This window comes from Actinosynnema pretiosum (assembly GCF_024171695.1).
GTDB lineage: Bacteria > Actinomycetota > Actinomycetes > Mycobacteriales > Pseudonocardiaceae > Actinosynnema > Actinosynnema pretiosum.
The window spans coordinates 70197-92193 of record NZ_JAMTCF010000016.1; the positions used below are offsets into that span (position 1 = coordinate 70197).

Consider the following 21997-nt stretch of genomic DNA (forward strand, 5'->3'; position numbering starts at 1 on the left):
CCCGACGCCGGGGATCAGGAGTAGACGCGGACCCAGTCGACCTCGAACACCGCCGCGCGCAGCCCGCCGTCACCGGTGAAGTTGTCGAGCTGGATGTTGAGGTGCCCCGACGGCATGGACTGGACGTCCCGCCGCCCGTTCGGCCCGCCCCCGCCGGAGACGCGGAACCACTCGACGCCGTCCACGTAGCCGACCAGCGCCGAAGCGGTCCACTCGAACGCGAAGTTGTGCCACTGGCGCATGTCCACCGGGCACAGCTCCCGGTGCTCCTGCTGGACGCCGACGTTCGAGGGGTGCGGGTAGTGCAGGAACGCCGACAGGCACTGGGCGTCGGGGTCGGTGTACTCGACCCAGTCGTACTCGCCGTCCTGGGGCCACCGCTCGGAGGTCGGCCAGATCAGGTGCAGCGGGTGGTACCGCCCGCCCGAGGTCCCGGTGCTCCGCGAGCGCGAGCGGATCTCCCAGCGGCCGTGCTGCCGGTCGAGCCGGTGCTTGAGCCACCCCGTGTCACCGTTGGCCTCACCGGTCATCCGCATGATCCCGTCGGCCACCACGGCGTTCTTGGCGCACCGGCGGCCGTTCCCGTTGTGCCCCTCCCAGCAGCCCGCCGTCCCGCCGACGGAGCCGCTGGGCGTCGACCACTTCGCCGGGTCGACCGGGCCCGCGCCGCCGAACTCGTCGGAACTGGGCAGCGGCGAGCCCCAGCCGTGCCGGACGGCGGCCTGCGTCTGGTCCGAGGGCGGGGTCGTGGTGGTGGTCGTCGGGGCGCCGGAGCCGACGCGGTAGTCGCACGCCGTGGCCCGGAAGCTCGCACCGGCGGCGCCGTACTCGTGGTCGGTGAGCACGTTGGCCCGCACCGCCCCCGCCGGAACGGTGAACCCGCCCGCGACCCGAGTCCACCCGCCGCTCCCGAACGGCACCCACGGACCGGGCACGTTCCCGAGGTACCCGCTGTTGTCCCCCTCGGGGGTGGAGTACCAGTCGACCTCGACGCGCGCCCGCCCGCTCTGCCCGGCGGCGACGTCGTAGCCGAAGGACCACACCTCACCGCCGACGACCTGCTGCTGGGGCAGGTAGAATGAGGGGTTGGGCACGGGGTTGTCCCGCTGCGCGTAGGCGAACCGGGCCGACCGGTGGTCGCCGACCCCCTCGCGGACCGCCCCGGAACCGCGCAGCGGGCCCCACTCGCCGAGCGACTTGCCGAGCACCGGGTTGTTGCACGTGGACACCTCGGTGCCCGTCCCGGCGGGCGGCTGGGCGATGGCGATCCCGGCCACGACCAGCGCGACCACCGCGCCCAGGGCCCCCGAGCCGACGAGCCGTCTTCTCCGGTGGAGCGTCATGGATCGTTCCTCCTGTCTCGTCGCACTGACCGACAGGAAGATCACGCACCGCGCTGAACCCGCGCTGAACCGGCGCTGAGCGGGGCGCGGGCGCCGAGGGGCCGCCGCGCCCGCGCCCGCCCGGCTCACGCCCCCAGTTCCACCACCGCGCGAACCCCCGACTCCAGCGCGAAGGTCATCGACCCCCCGTTCGGCTCGAACCCCGCGTGCTCGCCCGCGAAGTGCACGCGCCCCTCGGGACGGCGGATGATCGGCAGGAGCTTCTCGTGGCCCACCTCCGGGAGGACGTACGAGCCCTCGATGTGGGGTTGCTTGTCCCACACCACCGACGTGCCCAGCTCGAAGTGCGCCCGCGCGCCCGGCAGGACCTGCTCCACCTGGTCCAGGGCGAAGGCGACGCGCTCCTCCTCCGTCATGGCGCCGATCGCGCGCGCCCGCCAGCCGGTCAGCAGGCACTCCAGGATCTTGCGCGGGCCCTCCGCGCGCGGGGTCGCGTCGCGCAGCCAGCGGACCGGCAGGTCGGTCGAGTAGCTGACCGCCCTGCCCGGCCAGAACTGCTCGCGCACCTGGAGGTACACGCGCACGATCGACGAGTACTTGAGCTTGCGCATCACCTCGACCTTGTCGGCGGGCAGCCGCGCCTCGCCCAGGTCGATGTGGCGGATCGCGCTGAACGGCACGGTGACCACGACGTGCTCCGCCCTGATCGAGCTCAGCCTGCCGTGCTCCAGGAAGGTCACCTCGACCTCGTCGTCGTCCTGGCGCACCCGCACCACCGGCTTGCGGTAGTGGATGCGGGCTCGCAGGCGCTCGGCGAACGCGCGCGGCAGGTTGTCCGTGCCGCCCTTGATCTTCGACCACCTCGGGTCGGCGTGGGTCAGCGAGTGCGGGCTCGCCTCGTGCCGCAGCCACGACAGCGCCGAGGCGGACTTCAGGTCGCCGCCGCGCATCTCCAGGAACAGCGGCTCCATCAGGTCGATCGCGGCCTGGGAGGCGCCGCGCTCGCGCAGCACCTCGTGCACCGAGCGGCCGTCGTAGGGGAGCAGCCCCGGCGTGGCGCGCCACTCCTGCGCGGTCAGGTCCGGGCGCAGCTCGTCGGTCAGCTCCGTGACGTACCGCTTGATCATGCCCGGCACGTCGAGCGCGCGCTCCGCGTCGGTCAGCGGCAGGCCGGAGCCCGCGACGGACTCCTGGTCGGGGGTGAAGAACCGCCCGCCCATGAAGTACGCGAACTGCGAGTCCACCAGGTCGGCGACGTCCATCCCCACGCCCAGCTCGCGCGCGTAGTGGTGCACGTAGTGGCAGTGCGGCGTGATGGTCATCGCGCCCGCCTCGGCGTGCAGCCCGTCCGCGAACGGGCGGCGCAGCGTGTAGGCCCGGCCGCCCGCGCGGTCGGACGCCTCCAGCACCGTCACCTCGCACCCCCGGCTCGCCAGCTCGTGGGCGGCGGCCAGCCCGGCGAGGCCCGCCCCGACCACGACGACGCTGCGCGGCGGGCGCAGGCCGGGCAGTCCACTCTCCAGCTCACGGCGCACCTGCGCCTGGGTCGGCTCTCGCACGATCACGCTCCTCCTGGTAGTCCCGGTCATGGCGTCGCGCGGTCAGCGGCGACCCGCCGCCCGCAGGCTCGCCACCGACTCGCCGCCGACGAACCAGTGCTCCGGCTCGCACTCGGCGACCGTCACCCGGACCACGTCCGGGGACACGCCGAGCGCTCGCGCGGCGGCGTCGGTCAGCGCGGCGCCCAGGGCGGTGATCTCGCTCTCCGCCCGGCCCCTCAACACCGTCACGTGGATCTGCGGCATGGGTCTCCTCCCGTTCCTTCACGTGTCCCTGCGGCGGCGGGTGAACCGAACCAGGCGCTCCCGCAGCTCCTCGGCGCAGCGGGGGCACGACAGCTGGTCCGGCTGGTCGTGCTCGACGTGGTGGCGCAGCAGCCGCAGCGCGGAGGAGGCGCTGAACGAGTGCTCCTCCAGCGCCGGGAGGTGGCGCGCGGCCAGCAGCCGCGCGCCCGTCGACGGCTCGGCCGAGGTCAGCTCCCTGACCTCGTCGAGGCTGAGCACCCCGCCCTCCACGTAGGTCCGCACGAGCGCCAGCCTGCGCAGGTCGTCCCGGTCGAAGTGCCTGCGGCCGTTGCGGCGCCGGGTGGTCAGCAGCCCCTCGTCCTCGTAGTAGCGCAGCGCGGGCACGCGCATCCCGAACCACTCGGCGACGCGCCCGATCGGCACCAGGTCGTCCTCAGCCATTCCGCCTCCTGGGGGCGCACTCCTCCAGGTCCGCGATCAGGCAGCGCGCGGTGTGCGAGCCCTCGGCCTCCAGCAGCCCCGCCGGGGTGCCCTCGAACACCACCTCGCCGCCGTGCCGCCCGGCCTCCGGCCCCAGGTCGACGATCCAGTCCGAGTGCCGCACCACGTCCAGGTCGTGCTCGATGACGATGACGGTGTTGCCCGCGTCCACCAGGCGGTCCAGCAGCGCCAGCAGCCTGCCGACGTCCGACATGTGCAGGCCGGTGGTGGGCTCGTCCAGCACGTAGGTGTTGCCGGTCTCGCGCAGCCTGCTCGCGAGCTTGAGCCGCTGGCGCTCGCCGCCGGACAGGGTGGACAGCGGCCTGCCGAGCGCCAGGTAGCCCAGGCCGACCTCGGACAGCAGCGCCAGCCGGGCGCGGACGTCCTCGTCGGCGAGGAACTCCAGCGCGTCGTCGGTGGTCATGGCGAGCACGTCGGCGATCGTGCGCCCGTCGAGGGTGTGCTCCAGCGCCTCCGGCCGGTACCGGCTGCCGCCGCACGCCTCGCAGGTGGTGGTCACCGGGTCGAGGTAGGCCAGGTCGGTCTGGATGACGCCCCGGCCCTTGCACGACGGGCAGGCGCCGGTGGAGTTGAAGCTGAACAGGCCGGGGTCCTTCCCCGAGGCCTCGGCGAACACGCCCCGGACCCGGTCCATGACCTCCAGGTAGGTGGCGGGCACCGAGCGCGGCGAGAGGCCCGTCGACGACTGGTCCACCACGACCACGTCCGGGTGCTGGAGCGGCAGCACCCCGGCGACCAGCGTGCTCTTGCCGGAGCCCGCCACGCCGGTGACGGTGGTCAGCACGCCCGTGGGGAAGTCGACCGAGACCTCCTTGAGGTTGTGCAGCTTCGCCCTGCGCACCGGCAGGGTCCCGGTCGGCTCGCGGAACCGCTCCTTGATCCCCGGCACCGAGCGCATGGCCCGGCCGGTGGGGGTGCGGGCCCGGCGCAGCTGCGCCACGGTCCCCTCGAAGACGACCTCGCCGCCCTCGGCGCCCGCGCCGGGGCCCATCTCCACGACGCGGTCGGCGATCCGCAGCACGTCGCGGTCGTGCTCCACGACCAGCACCGTGTTCCCCTTGTCCCGCAAGGCGATCAGCAGCTCGTTGAGCCGGTGGACGTCGCGCGGGTGCAGGCCGGTGCTGGGCTCGTCGAAGATGAACGTCAGGTCGGTCAGGCTGCTGCCGAGGTGGCGCACGGTCTTGAGGCGCTGGCTCTCGCCGCCGGACAGCGTCGGCGTCTCGCGGTCCAGGGTCAGGTAGCCGAGGCCGATGTCGGAGATCCGGCGCAGCGCGGCCAGCGCCGAGGCGACGATCGGCTTGGCCGCAGGCAGGTCGAGCCCGGCCAGCAGGTCGATCAGCTCGTCGACCTCCAGCGCGGTGAGGTCCGCGATGGAGCGCCCGTCGATCTTCGACGCGAGCGCCGCCTCGTTGAGCCGCCCGCCCCGGCACTCGGGGCACGGCCCCTCGTGGACGACCTCCTCGACGGCGGCGCGCTCGCGCTCGGCGAGCGAGTCGAGGCCCTTCTTGAGGTAGCGGCGGTCGAACCGCAGGAGCACGCCCTCGTACTCGTTCTTGTAGACGCCGTTGCGACCGGCCCGGTCCACCTTGAACCCGCTGCCGTGCAACAGCTTGTTGTGGTCGGCCGCGCTGAACTTCTTCACCGGAAGGTCCGGGTCGAACAGCCCGGACTCGGCGTAGAGCTGCCACTGGAAGGTCCCCTTGGCGAAGCTCGGGAACCGGATCGCGCCGTCGTTGAGGCTCTTGTCCTCGTCGATCAGCGCGTCCTGGTCGACCCGGACGGCGCGGCCGAGGCCTTCGCAGGCCGGGCACATGCCCTGCGGGTCGTTGAACGAGAACCGCGTCGACTCGCCCGCCTCCGGCTTGCCGTGCCGGGAGAACAGCACCCGCAGCACCGGGTGGACGTCGGTCATGGTGCCGACGGTGGACCGCGAGTTGCCGCCCACCGGCTTCTGGTCGACCACGATCGCCGTGGACAGGTTGGCCACGACCTCCGCGTCCGGCCGCTCGTAGCGCGGCAGCCGGTTGCGGATGAACGAGGGGAACGACTCGCCCAGCTGCCGCTGGGACTCGACCGCGATGGTGTCGAACACGACCGACGACTTGCCGGACCCGGACACCCCCGCGAAGACGGTGAGCCTGCCCTTGGGGATGCGCAGGGAGACGTTCCTGAGGTTGTTCACCCTGGCGTTGCCGATCACGATGTGCCCGCCGGAGCGGACCTCGCCGCGAGCGCTCATCTTCCCCTCCCGCTGTCCGGGTGGTTCGTCCGGGATGATCCGTCCATAATGATTTCCAGGAGGAAATCATATAACGGCGCCGACGCCGCCGCCACGCGACTTGACCAGCTTTCCGCCGCCGGTGCGCCGACCGGGTGATTTACCTGGCCACCGCGTACGCCTGCTGCCCGCGCGGGCTGGCCGCCGCCAGCACCAGGTCGTCGTCGGTGCGGCCGGTGACGCACACCTTGCCCAGGGTGCCCGGCGCGACCTCCTGCACCTCGTGACCCCGGCGGCGCAGCTCCTCGACCACCGCCCGGTCGCGCCCCGACTCGGTGACCAGCGCCAGCGGCCTCGCCCGGCGCGGGGTGAACGACGACGGCACGTGGTCGGTGTGGAACGCGGTCGCCTCCACCGCCTCCTGCACGCCCATCCCGAAGTCCACGTGGTTGACCAGGAAGTTCAGCGTCCACTGGTCCTGCTGGTCGCCGCCCGGCGTGCCGAACGCCAGGTGCGGCGCGCCGTCGCGCAGCACGATCGTGGGGCTCAGCGTGGTGCGCGGGCGCTTGCCCGGCGCGAGGGTGTTCGGGTGGCCGTCCACCAGCCAGGCCATCTGCCCCCGCGTCCCGAGCGGGAAGCCCAGGTCCGGCACGACCGGCGAGCTCTTGAGCCAGCCGCCGCTGGGCGTCGCCGCGACGACGTTGCCCTCCGCGTCGGTGGCCGTCACGCAGCAGGTGTCGCCGCGCGCGGCCGTCCGCCGCACCACCGCGGGCACGCCGTCGTCGAGCTGGAGCAGCCACGACGGCTCGTCCGGCGGCTCGTCGTGGCCGAGCAGCGGCGGCACGAACGGGGCGCGGCCGTCGGGGGAGCCGGGGCGCAGCACGCCCGAGGCGGTCACGCCCACCAGCGCCCGCCGCTCGTCGGCGTACCCGCGCTCCAGCAGCGCCTTCAGCGGCACGTCCGCGTGCTGCGGGTCGCCGTACCAGGCCTCGCGGTCGGCGAACGCCAGCTTGGCGCACTCCACCACCGTGTGCAGGTGGTCCGCGCTGCCCGCGCCCATCGCGGCCAGGTCGAAGCCCTCCAGCAGGGCGAGCTGCTGCAGGAACACCGGGCCCTGCGACCACGGGCCGGGCTTGTGCACGCTCAGCCCCCGGTAGGACAGCGACACCGAGTCCTCCACGGTCGGCCGCCACGCCGCCAGGTCCGCCCCGGTCAGCAGGCCGCCGTTGCGCCTGCCGGTGGAGTCGGCCACCCGCGCGGTCGTGGCGAACCGGTCGATCGCCTCGGCCACGAAGCCCTCGTAGAACGCCCGCAGCGCGGCGTCGACGCGCTGCTCGCGGGTGCCGCCCGCCGCCTGGGACTCGGCCAGCAGCCGCCGGTAGGTCCGAGCCAGCGCCGGGTTGCGCACCCGCCTCCCCGGCGCCGGGGCCCGCCCGTCGACCAGGTACGTGCGCCCCGACTCCGCCCACTCGTCGCGGAACAGCTCCTCCAGCGAGCCGATCATCTCCGAGGTCTTTGGCAGCACCGGGTACCCGTGCTCGGCGTAGTGCACCGCCGGGGCCAGCACGTCCGCCAGCGGCAGCCGCCCGTGGTCGCGCACCAGCAGCAGCCACGCCCCGAACGCGCCGGGCACGCACGCGGGCAGCAGGCCCGAGCCCGGCACCGCCGACAGGCCGAGGGCGCGGAACTCCTCCGGGGTGGCGCGGGCGGGCATCGGCCCCTGCCCGCACACCACCTCCACCCGGTCGGAACCGGCGCGGCGCACCATGATCGGCACGTCACCGGCGGGCCCGTTGAGGTGGGGCTCGACCACCTGGATGACGAACGCGGCGCAGGCCGCCGCGTCGAAGGCGTTGCCCCCCAGGTCGAACATCGCCATCCCGGCCGCCGAGGCGAGCCAGTGGGTCGAGGACACCGCGGCCTTGGCGCCGCGCAGTTCGGGTCGGGTCAGCACGGTCGTTCCTCCGGTGTGGGCTCCGGCTGGGCCGGTGCGGTGGCGGTGGTGGGGGCGGGCGTGGGCGCGGGCAGGGTCATCCGGCCGCTGGCCCCCGGAAGGACGGCGCCGGACACCGACGCCCCGGTCACCCGGCTGTCCACGACGTCCACGTGGCAGGCGAGGATGGCCGGGCGGCGCAGCTCGACGCCCTGGCGCAGCCGGTACGGGTGGGAGCCGGTGGTCGCGGGCAGCAGACCCGCCCGCACCAGCCACGGCCCGAGCGCGAGCGCCGCCGAGGCGCAGGCCGGGTCCTCGGGCATCCCGTAGCCCGGCGCGAACATCCGGGCGCGGGCGGTGCGCGTCGCGGCGTCCCAGGCGAAGAGCAGGACGTCCGGCTGGCCGCGCCAGACCGGGTGCTCCGGGCGCAGCGCGGCGCGGGCCAGCGCCTGCGGCCGCACCGGCAGCAGGTGGAACGCCGGGCCGAAACCGGCCGTCGCGGCGGTCCCGTCGACGTCCTCCGGCCGCAGCCCGCACGCCTCGGCGGGCCCGACCGGGTCGAACGGGACGACCTCCAGCGGCCCGGTGGCGGTCAGGGTCGCGCCGTCGGGGTCGGCCTCCACCGGCTGGCGGCGCTCACCGCACTGCTGCACCAGCTGACCCGCCGCCAACCGGCCCAGGCGCACCAGCGCCGCCGCCGTGCCCACCGCCGAGTGCCCGCCGAACGGCGACTCGCCGCCGGGGGTGAACACCCGCACCCGGTGGGTGACGCCGGGGGTCGTCGCGGGCAGCACGAACGCCGTCTCCGAGGCGCCGATCTCGCGCGCCACCGCCGCCATCTCCTCGTCGGACAGGCCTGCGGCGTCGGGCACCACGCCGAGCGCGCACCCGGTGAGCGGTCCGTCGGCGAACATGTCCACGACCTCGTACTCGATCCGCCCGCTCACCGCGACCCTCCCGCGCTCGTCGCCACCAGGTCCCCCGCGAGGTCCTCCAGCACCCGCTCGTCCCCCGCGTAGGGGAAGTCCGGGCGCGGCCAGTGCACGACCAGGTCGGTGACGCCGACCTCGGCGAAGCGGCCCGACGCGTCCCGCCAGGACTCCACCGAGTCCAGGACGCCGCCGACCGCCGCGCCCGTCAGCAGCAGCCTGCGCAGGGACGCCGGGTCCCGCCCGACCGCCGCGCACGCCTCCTCGGCCATCCGCACCTGCGCCGCGACGGCGGGCAGCGCCAGCTCGTACGGCCGCGCGTCGAAGGTGGCGGGCGGGCCCGCCGTGATCCAGGTCTCCGCGTGCCGGGCGGCCAGCCGCATCCCGCGCGGCCCGGTGGCCGCGATGGCGAACGGCGTGCGCGGCGCGCTCGTGCAGCCGGGGTTCATCGGCACCTCGTCGGCCCGGTAGTGCTCACCCGAGTAGGAGGTCACCCGCTGGCGCAGCAGCAGGTCGGTCAGCTCGACGAACTCCGCGAACCGGTCCGCCCGCTCCCTCGGCGTGCGCTCGACCGGGTCGACCACCAGGTCGTCCGCCACCCCCGCGCCCGCGCCGAGCCCGCAGGTGAACCGCCCGTCGCTGATGTCGTCCAGCGACATGACCTCCTTGGCGAACGGCACCGGGTGGCGGTAGGTGGGCGTGGCCACCATCGTGCCCAGGCCGATCCTGGTCGTCGCCGTCGCGGCGGCGGTCAGCGTGGGCACCGTGCCGAACCACGGCTCGTCCCGCAGCCACCGCCACATCAGCTGGTCGTAGGTCCAGGCGTGGTCGAACCCGTACTCCTCGGCGCGGGTCCACCGCGTCCTGGCGTCCCGCCAGCGCTGCTCGGGCAGGATCAGCACTCCGTGTCGCACTTGCCCTCCTCCCGCGTCAGGCGGTGGCGCCGGTGACCAGCGCGGCCAGCCCGGTGACGATCGAGGTGAACCCGCGCTCGTGCGCGATGACGCCGGGGGCCCGCAGCTCCTCGGGCAGGTCCGGCGAGTCGGCGTCCTGGCCGGGGTAGAGCCCGTTCTCGGTGACGTCCAGCGCGATGGCCTTGAGCCTGCGCACGAGCTGCCTGGCGACCTCCGACCGGTCGACCGGGGCGCGCAGCGTCATGAAGTAGTTGTCGTAGACGACCGCGCGCATCTGCGGGTGCAGCAGGCGCGTCTCCGCGACGGTCTCCTGGAGCAGCGACCGCCCGCCGGGGACCAGCTTGGCGGCGATGCCCGCGTGCACCTCGTGGTAGGCGCGCACGTGCTCCTGGAGCTCCTGCCCCGCAGGGCTCTCCGACCACGGGAAGCTCCGGCCGCGCAGCAGCCGCCGCACCGGCGCGAAGTCCGGCGCCCACGCGCCGCTGAAGCCCCGGTGCTGGAGGAACATGCTGGGGCGGACGACCTCGTGGTAGACGTCGTTCGGGCACGAGCCGGTGTAGAGCAGCATCGCGGTGTACGCCTGCACCAGCCTGCCCATCACCGCCAGGTGGCGCGGCTCGTCCGGCTCGGCCTCGGCGTCGTGCTGCGCCCGCGCCAGGCACTGCCACACCGCGAACGTGGCCTGGTGGCCGGTGATCCAGCGGAACCAGAACACCCGGTGGGCCTCGTCGGCGTCGGTCAGCGCGGGCGCGGACCGGCGGCACGCGGGCAGCGCGCCCAGCTCCCGCAGCAGCTCGGCCGACTCGCCGTCGGCCGCGACGTCCGGCGGCCCGCCCCTGGCGTCGCGGTCCGGCGGGTCGGGCAGCACCAGGGGCTCCAGCCCGTAGGGGAAGTCGCCGAAGTCCCAGCCCCGCCGGACCGGGAGGTCGGCGAGCACGGCGGCGGACGTGCTCATCGCCCACCGCCGTCGGGCGCGTGGGTCAGCTCGAACTCCAGGCCGTTGACGTCGACCAGGTAGCAGCTCAGCACGCCGTCGGCGTCGACGACGACGTCGGTGGGCAGCTCGTCGGTGGCGAAGCGGTAGCGGCCCGAGGCGTGCAGCTCCAGCCAGCGCTCGCGCCAGGCCGCCACGTCCTCGGGGGAGGAGACCGCCAGGCACACGTGCTGGAACTGGGTCTTGTTGCCGCCTGGCGCCTCGTCGGTGCCGTCGGCGCGCTCGAACAGGTGGAAGCGCAGGTCGCCCACCTTGACCTCGGTGAGCCGCCGCATCCCAGGCAGCCTGCTCTCGGTCAGGTCGGAGAACTCCTCCAGGCTCCACTCCTCGGCGCACCCGAAGAAGTCCCGGTACCAGGCGACGCAGTTCGCCAGGTCCCTGGTCTGGATGCCGACGTGGTGCGTTCTGGGGGCGGGCGGCAGCGGCGCGCGCACCCGGTCCGGCGAAGCGGTCGTTCCGGTCACGGCTATTCCTCCGTCATGAGCGTTCGGAATAGGGTTCGTCATTCGATGCTAAGCACGCCAGAGGCGGTCCTGCAAGTTGTTCGACACATTTTGCCAATAGTGTCTAGTCAGCCCGAAAAAGGGCGCGATCAAGCCGGTGAGCTGGTGTTTTACTCACCAAGTCACGGGTTTGCGCATATGGTTGAAAGAGGTTTTGGGCAATTTTTGTAGTTGGCTTGCCGGGGTTCGCTCCTTAAAATGGCCAGGTATGGGACAAGAGTTGTGGAACGCAGTGGACGCCTACGTCGACGGCCTTCTCGTGGCGCCCGACCCGGCGCTGGAGGACGCGGCCCGCGCCAACGTCGGGTTCGAGCTCCCGGACATCGCCGTCTCGCCCGCGCAGGGCAAGTTCCTGCACCTGCTGGCGCGGGCCCGAGGCGCCAGGACGATCCTGGAGATCGGCACCTTCGGCGGGTACAGCGCCATCTGGCTCGCCAGGGCGCTGCCCGAGGGCGGCGAGCTGGTGACCGTCGAGTACGAGGAGTCCTTCGCCAGGGCGGCGGGCGAGCACCTCGCCCGCGCGGGCGTCGCCGACCGGGTCCGCCAGCTGACCGGCCGGGCGCTGGACGTCCTGCCCGGCCTCGTCGGCGACCCCGCCGCGCCCTTCGACCTGGTGTTCGTCGACGCCAACAAGCCCGACATCCCCGAGTACTTCGACTGGGCGCTCGAGCTCACCCGGCCCGGTTCGCTGATCGTGGTCGACAACGTCGTGCAGGGCGGCGCGGTCGCCGACCCCGACCACCCCGACCGGGGCGTGCGGGGCGTGCGGCGCTTCCTGGAGCGGCTCGCCGACGAGCCCCGCGTGGAGGCGACCACCCTGCAGACCGTCGGCGCCAAGGGCCACGACGGGTTCACCCTCGCGCTGGTCACCGGGTGACCGGCCGCGCGGGCGGCGGCGGGTCCGCCGCCCGCGCCCCGGCGGTCCGCCCGCGCCACGCCGTCACTCCCGACCGGGGGTGATCAGGTCCGGCGCCGTCCAGCCGTCCAGGTCGTACTCGGACATGCACTGCTCGGCGAACCCCTTGTACCCGTCCACCTGGCCCGAGGCCGTCTGCGCCAGCAGCAGCTCGATGCGCACGTTCTCGTGGTTGCCCGAGTAGTTGCGCTCGTACAGCTCGTGCCTGCCCGCGAACTCGGTGCCCACCGAGTCCCAGATCAGCTTCATCAGCTTGGCCCGCGACACCGCGTCGTAGCCGCCGGAGCCGCGCATGAAGCGGTCCAGGTACGGCCGCAGCTCCGGCTCGCGGAAGTCGGCGGCGTGCGAGTTCAGGTAGATCAGGGCGCTGCTGAGGTCCTGCATGATGATCTCCCGCACCCTCGGGTAGCCCAGCGTCATGAACCACCGGTACGCCATGCCGTAGTCCAGGTTCGGCAGCACCGCGTCCCCGTGCCAGGGGTTCGGCGTGCGCGCCATCGCGTCGCCCAGGCCCCAGAACAGGTTCCGCCACGCCAGCACCTCGCCGACCCTGGTCTGCACGCCCCGGAAGTCCTTGGTGCCGGTCACCTCCAGGCCCTTGAGCAGCAGGCCCGCCAGGAAGTCCAGCTTCACGCCCAGGCGCGTCACGCCGTGGAAGGTGAGCCGGTGGGTGAACCCGGACTGGGTCAGGAACGTGCCCGCCTTCGCGGTGTCCCCGTAGATGAACACGTTCTCCCACGGGATCTTGACCCGGTCCAGCACGAAGATGGTGTCGTTCTCGTCCAACCGGCTCGACAGCGGCTGGTCGAACGGGCTGCCCGTCCGCGCGGACGCCAGCTCGTAGGACTGCCTGCAGATCAGCTTGAGCCCCGGCGAGTCCATCGGGAAGGTCGCGACGAGCGCGAACTCCTTCTTCTTCACCGGCAACCCGTAGTGGGCGATGAAGTTCGCGTGGGTCAGCGCCGACCCGGTCGCCACCACCTTGGCGCCGCTGACCACCAGGCCGTCGTCGCGCTCCTCCTCGACGTGCACGAAGACGTCGTCCACCTCGTCCGGCGGCCGGTTCCGGTCGACCGGCGGGTTGATCACCGCGTGGTTCCAGAACAGCACCTTCTCCTGCGCCTCGGCGTACCAGCGGCGCGCGTTGTCCGCGAAGTCCCCGTAGTACTCGGGCTTCGCGCCCAGCGTGGTCAGGAAGCTCGCCTTGTAGTCCGGGCTGCGGCCCAGCCAGCCGTAGGACAGCCGGGCCCACCGGGCGATGGCGTCGCGGTCGTGGACCAGGTCCTCGACGCTGCGGGGCACGCGGAAGAAGCTGTGCGTGAACCCGTCGCTCCCGGTGTCGGTCGGCGCGGTCAGCACGTCCCGGTGCTCCGGGTCGTGCAGCGCGTCGTAGAGGCGGGCGGTCATCCTGGCGGTGTTGCGGAACGCCGGGTGCTCGGTGACGTCGCGCACGCGCTCGCCGTAGGCCCACACCTCGCGGCCGTCGCGGACGCTCTCCAGGTACTCGTCCCCGGTCATCGGCCGGGTCACCCGCGCCCCGGTGGGGGCGGGTGCGGACTCGTGCAGCGTGGTCATGCCTGCTTCCCTCCGTCAGCGGGTGGTGAACTGGGGCGCCCAGCCGTCCAGCGTCTGCGACCACACCGGGTCGCCGTCGGCCACGCGCGGGAACTCGCCCCGGTGGAACAGCAGCGGGCGTCCGCCGCGCAGGTCCAGCGCCTCGACCTCGGCCACGTGCAGCACGTGGTCGCCGCCGTCGTAGTTGCGCCAGACCCGGCAGAACAGGTGGCCGACCACGCCGTCCAGGCGCGGGCGCCCGCCCTCCTGCCCGACCCAGGGCACGGGTCCGGCCATCGGCCGTCCCGCGAAGTGCAGCGCCACGTCGCGCTGGGCCTCGCCGAGCACGTTCACCACGAACGCCCCCTCGGCCAGGTGCCCGCAGGCGCGGCTGCGCCGGTCCAGCGCGGTCAGCACCAGCGGCGGCGCCAGCGACACCGACGTGAAGGCGTTGACCGTCGCGCCGTGCACCACGTCGCCCCGGCGGCAGGTCACCACGGTGACGCCGGTGGGGAAGTTGCCCAGGAAGCGGCGCAGCTCCAGGGGCTCGACGCCGAGCGCGGCCGGGCTAGGCGTGCTCATGGACGTGCTCTCCTCTCGTGCGCGTCGCGCCCGGCGCGAGCGCGTCGCGCAGCATGGTCCGCAGGATCGCGGGGCTGTCGTCGGTCAGGAACGACTCGGCGTGGAACTGGGCCGTGGACAGCCCCTCGGCGCGCAGCGCGAGCACCGACCCGTCCGGATCGACCTCGACCCGCACCGGCCGGTCGCCCGCGCGCACCGGGCGGCCGTCGGCCCGCGCGGCGAAGCTGTTGTAGAAGCCCAGCCACCGCTCGCGGCCGTGCACCCGCACCCGCCGTCGCCGCCCCTGGTCGGGGCGCGGCAGCCGCGCGGGCGGAAGGCCCAGCAAGTCGCACACCACCTGGTGGCCCAGGCACACCGCGACCAGGGGGCGGCGGCGCTCCAGCGCGTCCGAGGCGAGGGCGCGCAGCGCCGCCACCCTGGGGTCCCGCAGGTCGGTCGGCGAGCCGGGACCGGGGCCCAGCAGCAGCACGCCCGAGTCCGCGTCGGCCGCGCGCGCCCGCCGCCACGGCACGACCCGCACCGCGCAGCCCAGCGCCCGCAGCTGGTAGGCCAGCATCGCGCTGAAGTCGTCCTCGGCGTCCACGACCGCCACCGGCACGCCCAGCAGCAGCGGGTCGGCCACGCGCTGCGCCCGAGCCGACCGCCAGAACGCCGACACCCCGTCGTTGCGGGCCCGCAGCACCCGCTCCAGCGCGGCGGACGGCGGCGCGACGGCCGGGGCCGTGCGCCCGCCGGTCATCACCCGCAGCAGCGCGGCGGCCTTCGCGGAGGTCTCGGCGACCTCCGAGGCGGGCGCCGAGTCGCGCACGACGGTCGCGCCCGAGGTCAGCCGCACGGCGCCGTCCGCCGCGATGTCGGCCATCCGGATCAGGATCGCCGAGTCCAGCGACCGGCGACCCCGCTCCGCGCCCACCAGCGCGACCACGCCGCTGTAGTAGCCGCGCCCGCCCGGCTCGTGCCTGGCCACCGCGCGGCAGGCGTTCTCCAGCGGGCTGCCGGTCACCGTCGGCGCGAACGCGGTGCGCCGCAGCACCTCGGCCAGCGGCCGGTCCGAGCGGCCGGTCAGGTGGTAGCCGGTGTGCGCGACGTGCGACATCCACGTCAGCGACGGCCCGGACACCACCACGTCCCGGTCGCACAGCGCCGCCATCATCTTCAGCTCCTCGTCGACGACCATGTACAGCTCGTCGACCTCCTTGGGATCGCGCAGGAACCGCAGCAGGCCCTCGTGGTCCACCCCGCCCTCGGGCACCCGGTAGGTGCCGCTGATGGGGTTCATCGCCAGCTCGTCCCCGCGCACCCGCACGTGCCGCTCGGGGGAGCTGCCCACCAGGTACCGGTCGCCGGTGTGCACCAGGAACGTCCAGTAGGCGCCGCTCTCGCCGGTGAGCAGCCCCCGGAACACCGCGAGCGCAGCCTCCCGGTCGAACTGCCGGAACCGGCCGCGCAGGCTGCGCGCCAGCACGAAGTTCGAGCCCTCGCCCGCCGCGATCTCCGACCGGACGACGCGCCCGACGACCTCGGCGTAGGCGTCGTCGTCCAGGTCGAACGCGAGCCCCTCGACCTCCGGGACCCGCTCGGGCAGCGCGGCGACGACCTCCGCCACCGGCGCCCGGCGGGCGCTGCGCACCTGCATCAGCAGCAGCGGCTCCCCGTCGTCGGGGCAGTCGAAGCCCCGCTCGGCGATCTGCCGGTAGGGCACGACGACCAGGCCGGTGGGCCCGTCGCCGCCCCCGGTCGCCGGACCGTCCAGGTCCAGCTCGTCGAGCCGGTCGGCGCGGCGCACCGGCCCGGCGAGCACCTCGACCTCGGCCACGCCCGCGCCGGGGCGGTGCAGCAGCGCGAACGGGCCGCTCTCGGGCAGGCCGGGCAGCGCGGCGGACCGGCTCACGCGGCCACCCGCAGCGACCCGCGACGCCAGTGGGCGACGGCGGCGACGGCCTGCGTCGTGTTCAACCGGGGGTCGCACAGCGTCCGGTAGTGCTCGCCGCGCCGCACCACGGCCCCCGCGCCCTCGCACTCGGACACGTCCGCCGGGGACGCCTCCAGGTGCAGCCCGGTCGGCACGCCGCCGTTCCCGGAGACCACCGAGACGAACCGGTTGATCTCCGCCATCACGTCGCCGAGCCTGCGCGTCTTGAGGCCGTGGTCGCCGACGACGGTGTTGCCGTGCATGGGATCGCACAGCCACAGCACCGGGTGCCCCGCGCGCACGACCGCGCGCACCAGCGGCGCCAGGTCGGCCACGCGCGCCGCGCCGAACCGGGGGATCAGGGTCAGCCTGCCGGGGACGCGGTGCGGGTCCAGCGCGGCGCACAGGCCCAGCACCTCGTCCACGCCCGTGCTCGGCCCGATCTTGCACGCCACCGGGTTGTCCACCAGGGACAGCAGCCGCACGTGCGCGCCGTCGAGCTGCCTGGTGCGCTCGCCGATCCACGGCCAGTGCGTGCTCGCCAGGTACAGCCCGCCCGTCGTCGTCCGGCGGACCTGCGGCACCTCGTAGTCCAGCAGCAGCGCCTCGTGGCTGGTCCACACCCGCTGCTCCGGCGCGGCCCCGTCGCCCCGGCCGAGGCCGTCGACCGCCCCGACGGCCCGGCGCGCGGCCACGTGGCCCAGCAGCACGCGCTCGGGGTCGGCGCGCCGGGCGGCGGGCGTCGGCGCGGGGCTGTTGACGATCGAGCCCCGGTAGACGGGCAGCTCCACGCCGTCGCGCACCTCGTGGTCGGCGGAGCGCGGCTTGGCGTACTGCCCGGCGATGCGCCCGACCTTCAGCACCGGCGTGCCCGCGCCCACGCGCATGATGTCGCCGAGCAGGTCGAGCAGCTCCACCTTGGGGCGGACGTCGTCGACCCCGCACTCGGCCGGGTCCTCGGCGCAGTCGCCCGCCTGGAGCACGCAGAACCCGCCGCGCGCGGCGCGGGCCAGCAGCAGCGACAGCTCGCGCACCGACTCGTGGTCGACGATGGGCTCGGAGATGGACAGCCGGGTGCGCACCTCGGCCAGCCGGTCCCGGTCGGACCACCGGGGTTGCTGCCTCGCGGGCAGCGACTCGACGGCGCGGACCTCGCTCATCCGGTCGGCGCGGGTCATGTGGGTCGTCATCGTGTTCCTCCACGTCCCGCGCGGCGGCGGGGCGGATCGGGTCGAATCGACGGGGGACGGCGGGACCGGGTGGTCAGGCCGCGGGCTCGGGCACCTCGGACCCGGCGAGCTCACCGGTGCGCTCGAAGTAGCGGATCATCCGCGCCACGCCGCCCGGCTCGATGTCCGGGAACGGCAGGCCGAGCCGGTCGAGCAGCGCGGCGGTGCGGTCGTTGCGGTAGGTGTTGTCACCCAGCTCCAGCGCGCCCTCGCGGAACAGCGGCACGGTGGCCGCCAGCGCGTTGCCGCCGGGTTCGGCCGCCGAGCGCTCCAGCAGCTCCCACCAGCGGTCCTCGGGCACCACGCGCACCTCGTGGCCCGCTGCCCGGATGCCCTCGTGCACGGTGCCGAAGTCGGCGCCGCGCGGGTGGAACAGGTGCAGCACCCGGTCGCGCGCCTCCCGGTCGCGGGACAGCGCCACGACGGCGCGGGCGACGTAGTCCACCGGCAGCAGGTCGGTGGTCGCGCTCTCGCCGGGCGGTGCGGCGCCGAGCTGGATGAAGCTCTTGACCTGCCGCCACAGGAAGTCGTCGGGCTGGCAGGCGCCGGTGGCGCTGTCCCCGGAGACGCGGCCGATGCGGTAGACCGTCACCGGCAGGCCCGCGTCCCGCGCCGCCGACACGATCCGCTCGGCCACCCACTTGCTCCGGGTGTAGCCGATGCCCAATGCCTCCGGCGCGCGGGGCTCGGACTCCTCGGTGAGCACGCGCTCCGGTTCGGCGGGCGAGAACACCGCGATGGTGGACGTGTGGTGCAGCGGCTTGACCTTGCGGTGCGCCGCGAACGCGACGACGCGCGACGTGCCGTCGACGTTGGTCGCCCGCACCGAGGCGTAGGGCAGCACGAAGTTGATGTGCGCGGCGGCGTGGTAGACCACGTCGACCGCGTCAGCCAGCGCGTCGTGGTCCTCAGTGGACAGACCGAACCGCTCGCGCGTCAGGTCGCCGGGGACGGCCACCACGCGGGACCGGTCGAGCGCGTCCTCGATGCCGTAGCGCCGCGCGGTGCCCACCAGCCGCTCCCACGCCCGCCCGGCGTCGTCGGCCCTGACCAGGCAGTGCACCCGCAGGTCCGTCGTGCGCAGCAGGTCGCGCAGCAGGAACGCGCCGAGGAAGCCGGTCGCGCCGGTGAGCAGCGCGTCGGTCACCGCGTCGTCGGGCACCGGGGTCCCGCGCACCGCGAAGCCGTCGGGCAGGCGGACCTCGGCGCGCAGGTCGAGGCGGCGCGGCGCGGCGGTCGCGCCGGTGTCCCCGGCCTCCGCGACCCTGGCCGCCATGCCCGCCACCGTCGGGTCCTCCAGCACGACCCGCAGCGGCAGGTCCACGCCGTGCTCGCGGCGCAGCCGGTAGACCAGCTCGGTGGCCATGATCGAGTGGCCGCCGAGGTCGAAGAAGTCGTCGTGGCGGCCGACCGCGCCGCCGCCGAGCAGCTCGGCCCACAGCCGGGCCACGGACTCCTCCAGCGGCGTGGCGGGCGGTTCTGCGGGCGCGTCGGACCCGGTGTCCGCCAAGGAGAACAGGCCCCGCAGCGCCTTGCGGTCGGCCTTGCCGCTCGGGGTGAGCGGCAGCCGCCCCACCCGCACGACGTGCGCGGGCACCATGTGGTCGGGCAGCACGCCGACCAGCGCGCGGGCCACCTCGCGGGGGTCGTCGGGACCGCCCGCGACGAACGCCACCAGCCGCCGGTCGCCGGGCGCGACGTCCACCGCCGTGACCGCCGACGCCGCGACCAGGTCCAGCGCGTCGATGGCCGCCTCGACCTCGGCGGGCTCGATCCGGTAGCCCCTGACCTTGATCTGGTCGTCCGCGCGGCCCAGGTACTCCAGGCCGTCGCGGGTGCGCCGCACCAGGTCGCCGGTGCGGTACAGCACCTCGCCGGGGTTCCTCGGGTCGGGCAGGAAGCGCCGCGCCGTCTCCTCCGGCCGCCGGTGGTAGCCCGGCGACAGCACCGGGCCGCCCAGGTGCAGCTCGCCCGGCACGCCCGGCGGCACGACCGCGCCGCGCCGGTCCAGCACGGCAAGGCGCAGGCCGGGGATGCCGTGGCCGATGGCGGGCGCCTCCGGCCAGGTCGCCGGGTCGCCCGCCACCTCGTGCCAGGTCGCCAGGTGGGTCTCGGACGGGCCGTACATGTTCAGCAGGCGGGCGCGGGGGTGCTCGGCGAAGAACCGGCGGATCTGCGGCGAGACGACGAGCTGCTCGCCGACCGAGGCGACCTCGCGCAGCGCGTCCAGCCGCAGCCCGGCGTCCACGGCGATGGCCGCGAGCCCCTGCAGCGCCACGTAGGGCAGGTACGCGCGGGCGATGTCGTGCTCCCGCAGGAACTCCGCCAGCGCGTGCAGGTCCTTGCGGACCTCCTCGGGGATCAGCACCAGCGCGCCGCCCGCGCAGAGCGTGCCGAGGATCTCCATCACCGACACGTCGAACGACAGCGACATGTACTGCGCGGTCCGGCCGGTCGCGCCGACGGGGGAGACCCGGTCCTGCACCCGCACCAGGTTGGCCACCGTCTCGTCGCGGATCACCACGCCCTTGGGGCGCCCGGTCGACCCGGAGGTGTAGACCACGTACACCTCGTCCTCGGGCCGCTTGACCCGGCCGAGGTCGTGGCCGGGCCACCCGGACAGGTCAGCGCGGTCCAGCTCCAGCCGCGCCACGTCGGCGGGCAGGTCGGCGGCCGACGCGGAGTCGGTGAGGATGAGCCGCGCGCCCGCGTCGGCGAGCATGTCCGCGACGCGCTCGCGCGGGTAGGACGGGTCCACCGGCACGTAGGCCGCGCCGGACTTCAGCACGCCCAGCAGCGCCACCACCGACTCCACCGACCGCGACAGGTACAGGCCGACCCGGTCGCCCGCCCCGAGTCCGCGTCCGCGCAGGGCGTGGGCCAGGCGGTTGGCCCGCCCGTTCAGCTCCCGGTAGGTCAGCTCCGCGCCCGCGTGCTCCACGGCGACGGCGTCGGGGGACTTCGCGACCCGCTCCTCGAACAGCTCCGAGGTCGGCCGGGGCGGCGTGCGCCCGGCCACCCGGTCGTCGCGCTCCAGCAGCGCGCGCTCCTCGTCGGGCGGGAGCAGGCGCACCTCGCCCAGCGCGGCGCCGGGCCTGCGGGCGAACTCGGCCAGCACGCGCACCAGGCGCTCACCGAGGCCGCGCGCGGTGCCTGCGTCGAACAGGTCGGTGTCGTACTCGAACGACCCGGCCAGCTCGCCCCCGTCACCGGGCTGGAGCACCAGGGAGAGGTCGTACTTGGCGCCGTGGCCGACGTCGCGGTGGATCGGCAGCCGCCGCCCGCCGCGCTCGAAGTGGGAGGAGCCGGGCGGGGTGAGCACCAGCATGGTCTGGATCAGCGGCGAGTAGCCGCCGCCGCGCTTGGGCCGCACCCGCTCGACGACCTTCTCGAACGGCGCCCACTTGTGCCGCACCGCGTCGGCGGCCTCGTCGCGCACCGCCCGCAGCAGGTCCCGCACGGTCGTGGTGTCGTCCAGGCGGTGCCGCAGCACCACCATGTTGACCAGGTAGCCGATGACGTCCTGCGCCTCGGCCGGATCGCGCAGCGACACCGGGGTGCCGATCGCGACCTCGTCCTGCCGCGCGTACCGGGACAGCAGCAGCGCGTACGCCGCGTGGGCGATCATGAACAGCGTGACGCCCTCGGCCGCGCCCAGCGCGTGCAGCTCGCGCACCAGCGCCGGGGGCACGGTGAACGGCAGCACGTCGCCCGCGAAGCGCCGGGTGGCCGGGCGCGGCCGGTCCACCGGCAGGTCCAGCGCGGGCAGCCCGCCGCCGAGCCGCTCGGCCCAGTGGTCGAGCAGGCGCGGCAGCTCCGGTCCCGCGAGCCGCAGCTCGTGCCAGCGCGCGAAGTCCGCGTACTGGGGCCGGTCCCGGCCGTCCTCAGTGGACAGACCGGCGACCACCTCGTCGTAGCGCGCCAGCAGTTCCGCGAGGAACAGCCCGGCGGAGGCCGCGTCGGAGGCCGCGTGGTGGATGTCGCACACCACCGCGGTCTCCGGCGGCTCCCCGCGCCCGGTGGCGCGGGTGGCGCAGACGACGGTCACCACCGGGTCGGCGCCGAGGTCGACCCTGGTCCCGGCGACCTCGGCGGCGATGGCGGCGAGTCCGGCGTCGGAGGAGAACCCGCGCGCCTCGTAGCGGAACCGCGCCTCGGGCGAGACCACCTGGGTCAGCGCGCCGTCGCGCAGCACCAGGTTCGTGCGCAGCACCTCGTGGCGGTCCACCACGCGCCGCACGGCCTCGCGCAGCGCCTCCGGGTCCAGCGCCTCGGGGAACCGGACGTGGAACGGGCCGTTGTACGCGGTGGACGAGGGCGCGTACTGGTCGGCCAGCCAGATGCCGCTCTGCCCGGACGACGCCGGGACGGCGTCCTCCCGCCGCTCCGCCAACCCGGCGCGCAGCACGGGCCGGTCCGGCTCCGGCCCGCCCGCGCGCAGCCGCTCCACCGCCTCCGCCAGCTCGCCCACCGTGTCGGCCCCGCGCGCCAGCTCGTCGGTGAGCCCGGCGGCGAGCACCGCGCGCACCGCCGCGCGGACCGGGGGCAGCGCCTCCTGGCCGCCGCAGCGCCGGGGCAGCGAGTCGGCGGCGGACAGGTCGGCCACGCCGGTGACCGTCCGCGCCAGCTCCAGCACCGCCGATTCCAGTGGTGAGTTCACAGTC

The 21997-nt window shown here is 74.6% G+C and carries 16 protein-coding genes; 1 reads left to right on the forward strand and 15 read right to left on the reverse strand.

The genetic code is table 11. The features are described from left to right. Positions 1-14: 14 nt before the first annotated feature. The 10 genes from LV78_RS29050 to LV78_RS29095 form a co-directional block, all read right to left on the reverse strand. Positions 15-1343, reverse strand: a complete 1329-nt coding sequence (locus tag LV78_RS29050) for a glycoside hydrolase family 16 protein (protein WP_253848888.1) — start codon at positions 1341-1343, stop codon at positions 15-17. A gap of 125 nt (positions 1344-1468) precedes the next feature. Next, the gene (locus tag LV78_RS29055) at positions 1469-2902 is read right to left on the reverse strand and encodes a flavin monoamine oxidase family protein (RefSeq protein WP_253848890.1); all 1434 of its coding nucleotides are present in this window, start codon (positions 2900-2902) and stop codon (positions 1469-1471) included. A gap of 42 nt (positions 2903-2944) precedes the next feature. Next, entirely contained in the window at positions 2945-3148 is a 204-nt protein-coding gene (locus LV78_RS29060) for a tautomerase family protein (RefSeq protein ID WP_253848893.1), read from the reverse strand. 18 nt (positions 3149-3166) lie between these two features. Continuing rightward, on the reverse strand, positions 3167-3589 hold the full coding sequence (locus tag LV78_RS29065; protein ID WP_253848895.1) for a helix-turn-helix domain-containing protein: 423 nt from the start codon (positions 3587-3589) through the stop codon (positions 3167-3169). Continuing rightward, entirely contained in the window at positions 3582-5888 is a 2307-nt protein-coding gene (locus tag LV78_RS29070; RefSeq protein ID WP_253848897.1) for an ATP-binding cassette domain-containing protein, read from the reverse strand. The genes LV78_RS29065 and LV78_RS29070 overlap by 8 nt, the downstream gene beginning before the upstream one ends. Positions 5889-6027: 139 nt before the next feature. Further along, on the reverse strand, positions 6028-7821 hold the full coding sequence (locus LV78_RS29075; protein WP_253848900.1) for a gamma-glutamyltransferase family protein: 1794 nt from the start codon (positions 7819-7821) through the stop codon (positions 6028-6030). Continuing rightward, on the reverse strand, positions 7815-8747 hold the full coding sequence (locus LV78_RS29080; protein WP_253848903.1) for a PhzF family phenazine biosynthesis protein: 933 nt from the start codon (positions 8745-8747) through the stop codon (positions 7815-7817). The genes LV78_RS29075 and LV78_RS29080 overlap by 7 nt, the downstream gene beginning before the upstream one ends. Further along, positions 8744-9643 carry an LLM class flavin-dependent oxidoreductase gene (locus LV78_RS29085; protein ID WP_253848905.1) on the reverse strand — a complete coding sequence of 300 codons (900 nt, stop codon included), beginning with the start codon at positions 9641-9643 and terminating at the stop codon, positions 8744-8746. The genes LV78_RS29080 and LV78_RS29085 overlap by 4 nt, the downstream gene beginning before the upstream one ends. A 16-nt stretch (positions 9644-9659) precedes the next feature. Further along, positions 9660-10598, reverse strand: a complete 939-nt coding sequence (locus tag LV78_RS29090; RefSeq protein WP_253848907.1) for a 3-methyl-L-tyrosine peroxygenase-related protein — start codon at positions 10596-10598, stop codon at positions 9660-9662. After that, a complete protein-coding gene (locus tag LV78_RS29095; protein WP_253848909.1) occupies positions 10595-11101 on the reverse strand; it encodes a VOC family protein in 507 nt (168 codons plus the stop codon). Before LV78_RS29095 ends, LV78_RS29090 begins: the two co-directional genes overlap by 4 nt. Positions 11102-11348: 247 nt before the next feature. On the opposite strand from LV78_RS29095, the gene LV78_RS29100 reads away from it, so the two are divergent. After that, complete coding sequence (locus LV78_RS29100) at positions 11349-12017, forward strand: O-methyltransferase (RefSeq protein WP_253848911.1); 669 nt, start codon at positions 11349-11351, stop codon at positions 12015-12017. Positions 12018-12080: 63 nt separating this feature from the next. Here the strand turns inward: LV78_RS29100 and LV78_RS29105 are convergent, their stop codons facing one another. The 5 genes from LV78_RS29105 to LV78_RS29125 form a co-directional block, all read right to left on the reverse strand. Continuing rightward, positions 12081-13631, reverse strand: a complete 1551-nt coding sequence (locus LV78_RS29105) for a 4-hydroxyphenylacetate 3-hydroxylase family protein (protein WP_253848912.1) — start codon at positions 13629-13631, stop codon at positions 12081-12083. Between the two features lie 15 nt (positions 13632-13646). Beyond that, a complete protein-coding gene (locus LV78_RS29110; RefSeq protein ID WP_253848914.1) occupies positions 13647-14192 on the reverse strand; it encodes a flavin reductase family protein in 546 nt (181 codons plus the stop codon). After that, positions 14179-16083: an anthranilate synthase family protein gene (locus tag LV78_RS29115; protein WP_253848916.1), complete on the reverse strand. Its 1905-nt coding sequence runs from the start codon at positions 16081-16083 to the stop codon at positions 14179-14181. Before LV78_RS29115 ends, LV78_RS29110 begins: the two co-directional genes overlap by 14 nt. Beyond that, entirely contained in the window at positions 16080-17294 is a 1215-nt protein-coding gene (locus tag LV78_RS29120; protein ID WP_253848918.1) for a 3-deoxy-7-phosphoheptulonate synthase, read from the reverse strand. Before LV78_RS29120 ends, LV78_RS29115 begins: the two co-directional genes overlap by 4 nt. Before the next feature lie 73 nt (positions 17295-17367). Further along, positions 17368-21993 (reverse strand): non-ribosomal peptide synthetase family protein, encoded by a 4626-nt coding sequence (locus tag LV78_RS29125; RefSeq protein ID WP_253848919.1) that lies wholly within the window; start codon positions 21991-21993, stop codon positions 17368-17370. Between the last annotated feature and the right edge of the window lie 4 nt (positions 21994-21997).

Coding starts and splice junctions, on each gene's coding strand:
- LV78_RS29100 (WP_253848911.1), top strand. CDS start 11,349: ATGGGACAAGAGTTGTGGAACGCAGTGGACGCCTACGTCGACGGCCTT.
- LV78_RS29090 (WP_253848907.1), bottom strand. CDS start 10,598: ATGAGCACGTCCGCCGCCGTGCTCGCCGACCTCCCGGTCCGGCGGGGC.
- LV78_RS29105 (WP_253848912.1), bottom strand. CDS start 13,631: ATGACCACGCTGCACGAGTCCGCACCCGCCCCCACCGGGGCGCGGGTG.
- LV78_RS29070 (WP_253848897.1), bottom strand. CDS start 5,888: ATGAGCGCTCGCGGCGAGGTCCGCTCCGGCGGGCACATCGTGATCGGC.
- LV78_RS29110 (WP_253848914.1), bottom strand. CDS start 14,192: ATGAGCACGCCTAGCCCGGCCGCGCTCGGCGTCGAGCCCCTGGAGCTG.
- LV78_RS29060 (WP_253848893.1), bottom strand. CDS start 3,148: ATGCCGCAGATCCACGTGACGGTGTTGAGGGGCCGGGCGGAGAGCGAG.
- LV78_RS29050 (WP_253848888.1), bottom strand. CDS start 1,343: ATGACGCTCCACCGGAGAAGACGGCTCGTCGGCTCGGGGGCCCTGGGC.
- LV78_RS29065 (WP_253848895.1), bottom strand. CDS start 3,589: ATGGCTGAGGACGACCTGGTGCCGATCGGGCGCGTCGCCGAGTGGTTC.
- LV78_RS29120 (WP_253848918.1), bottom strand. CDS start 17,294: ATGACGACCCACATGACCCGCGCCGACCGGATGAGCGAGGTCCGCGCC.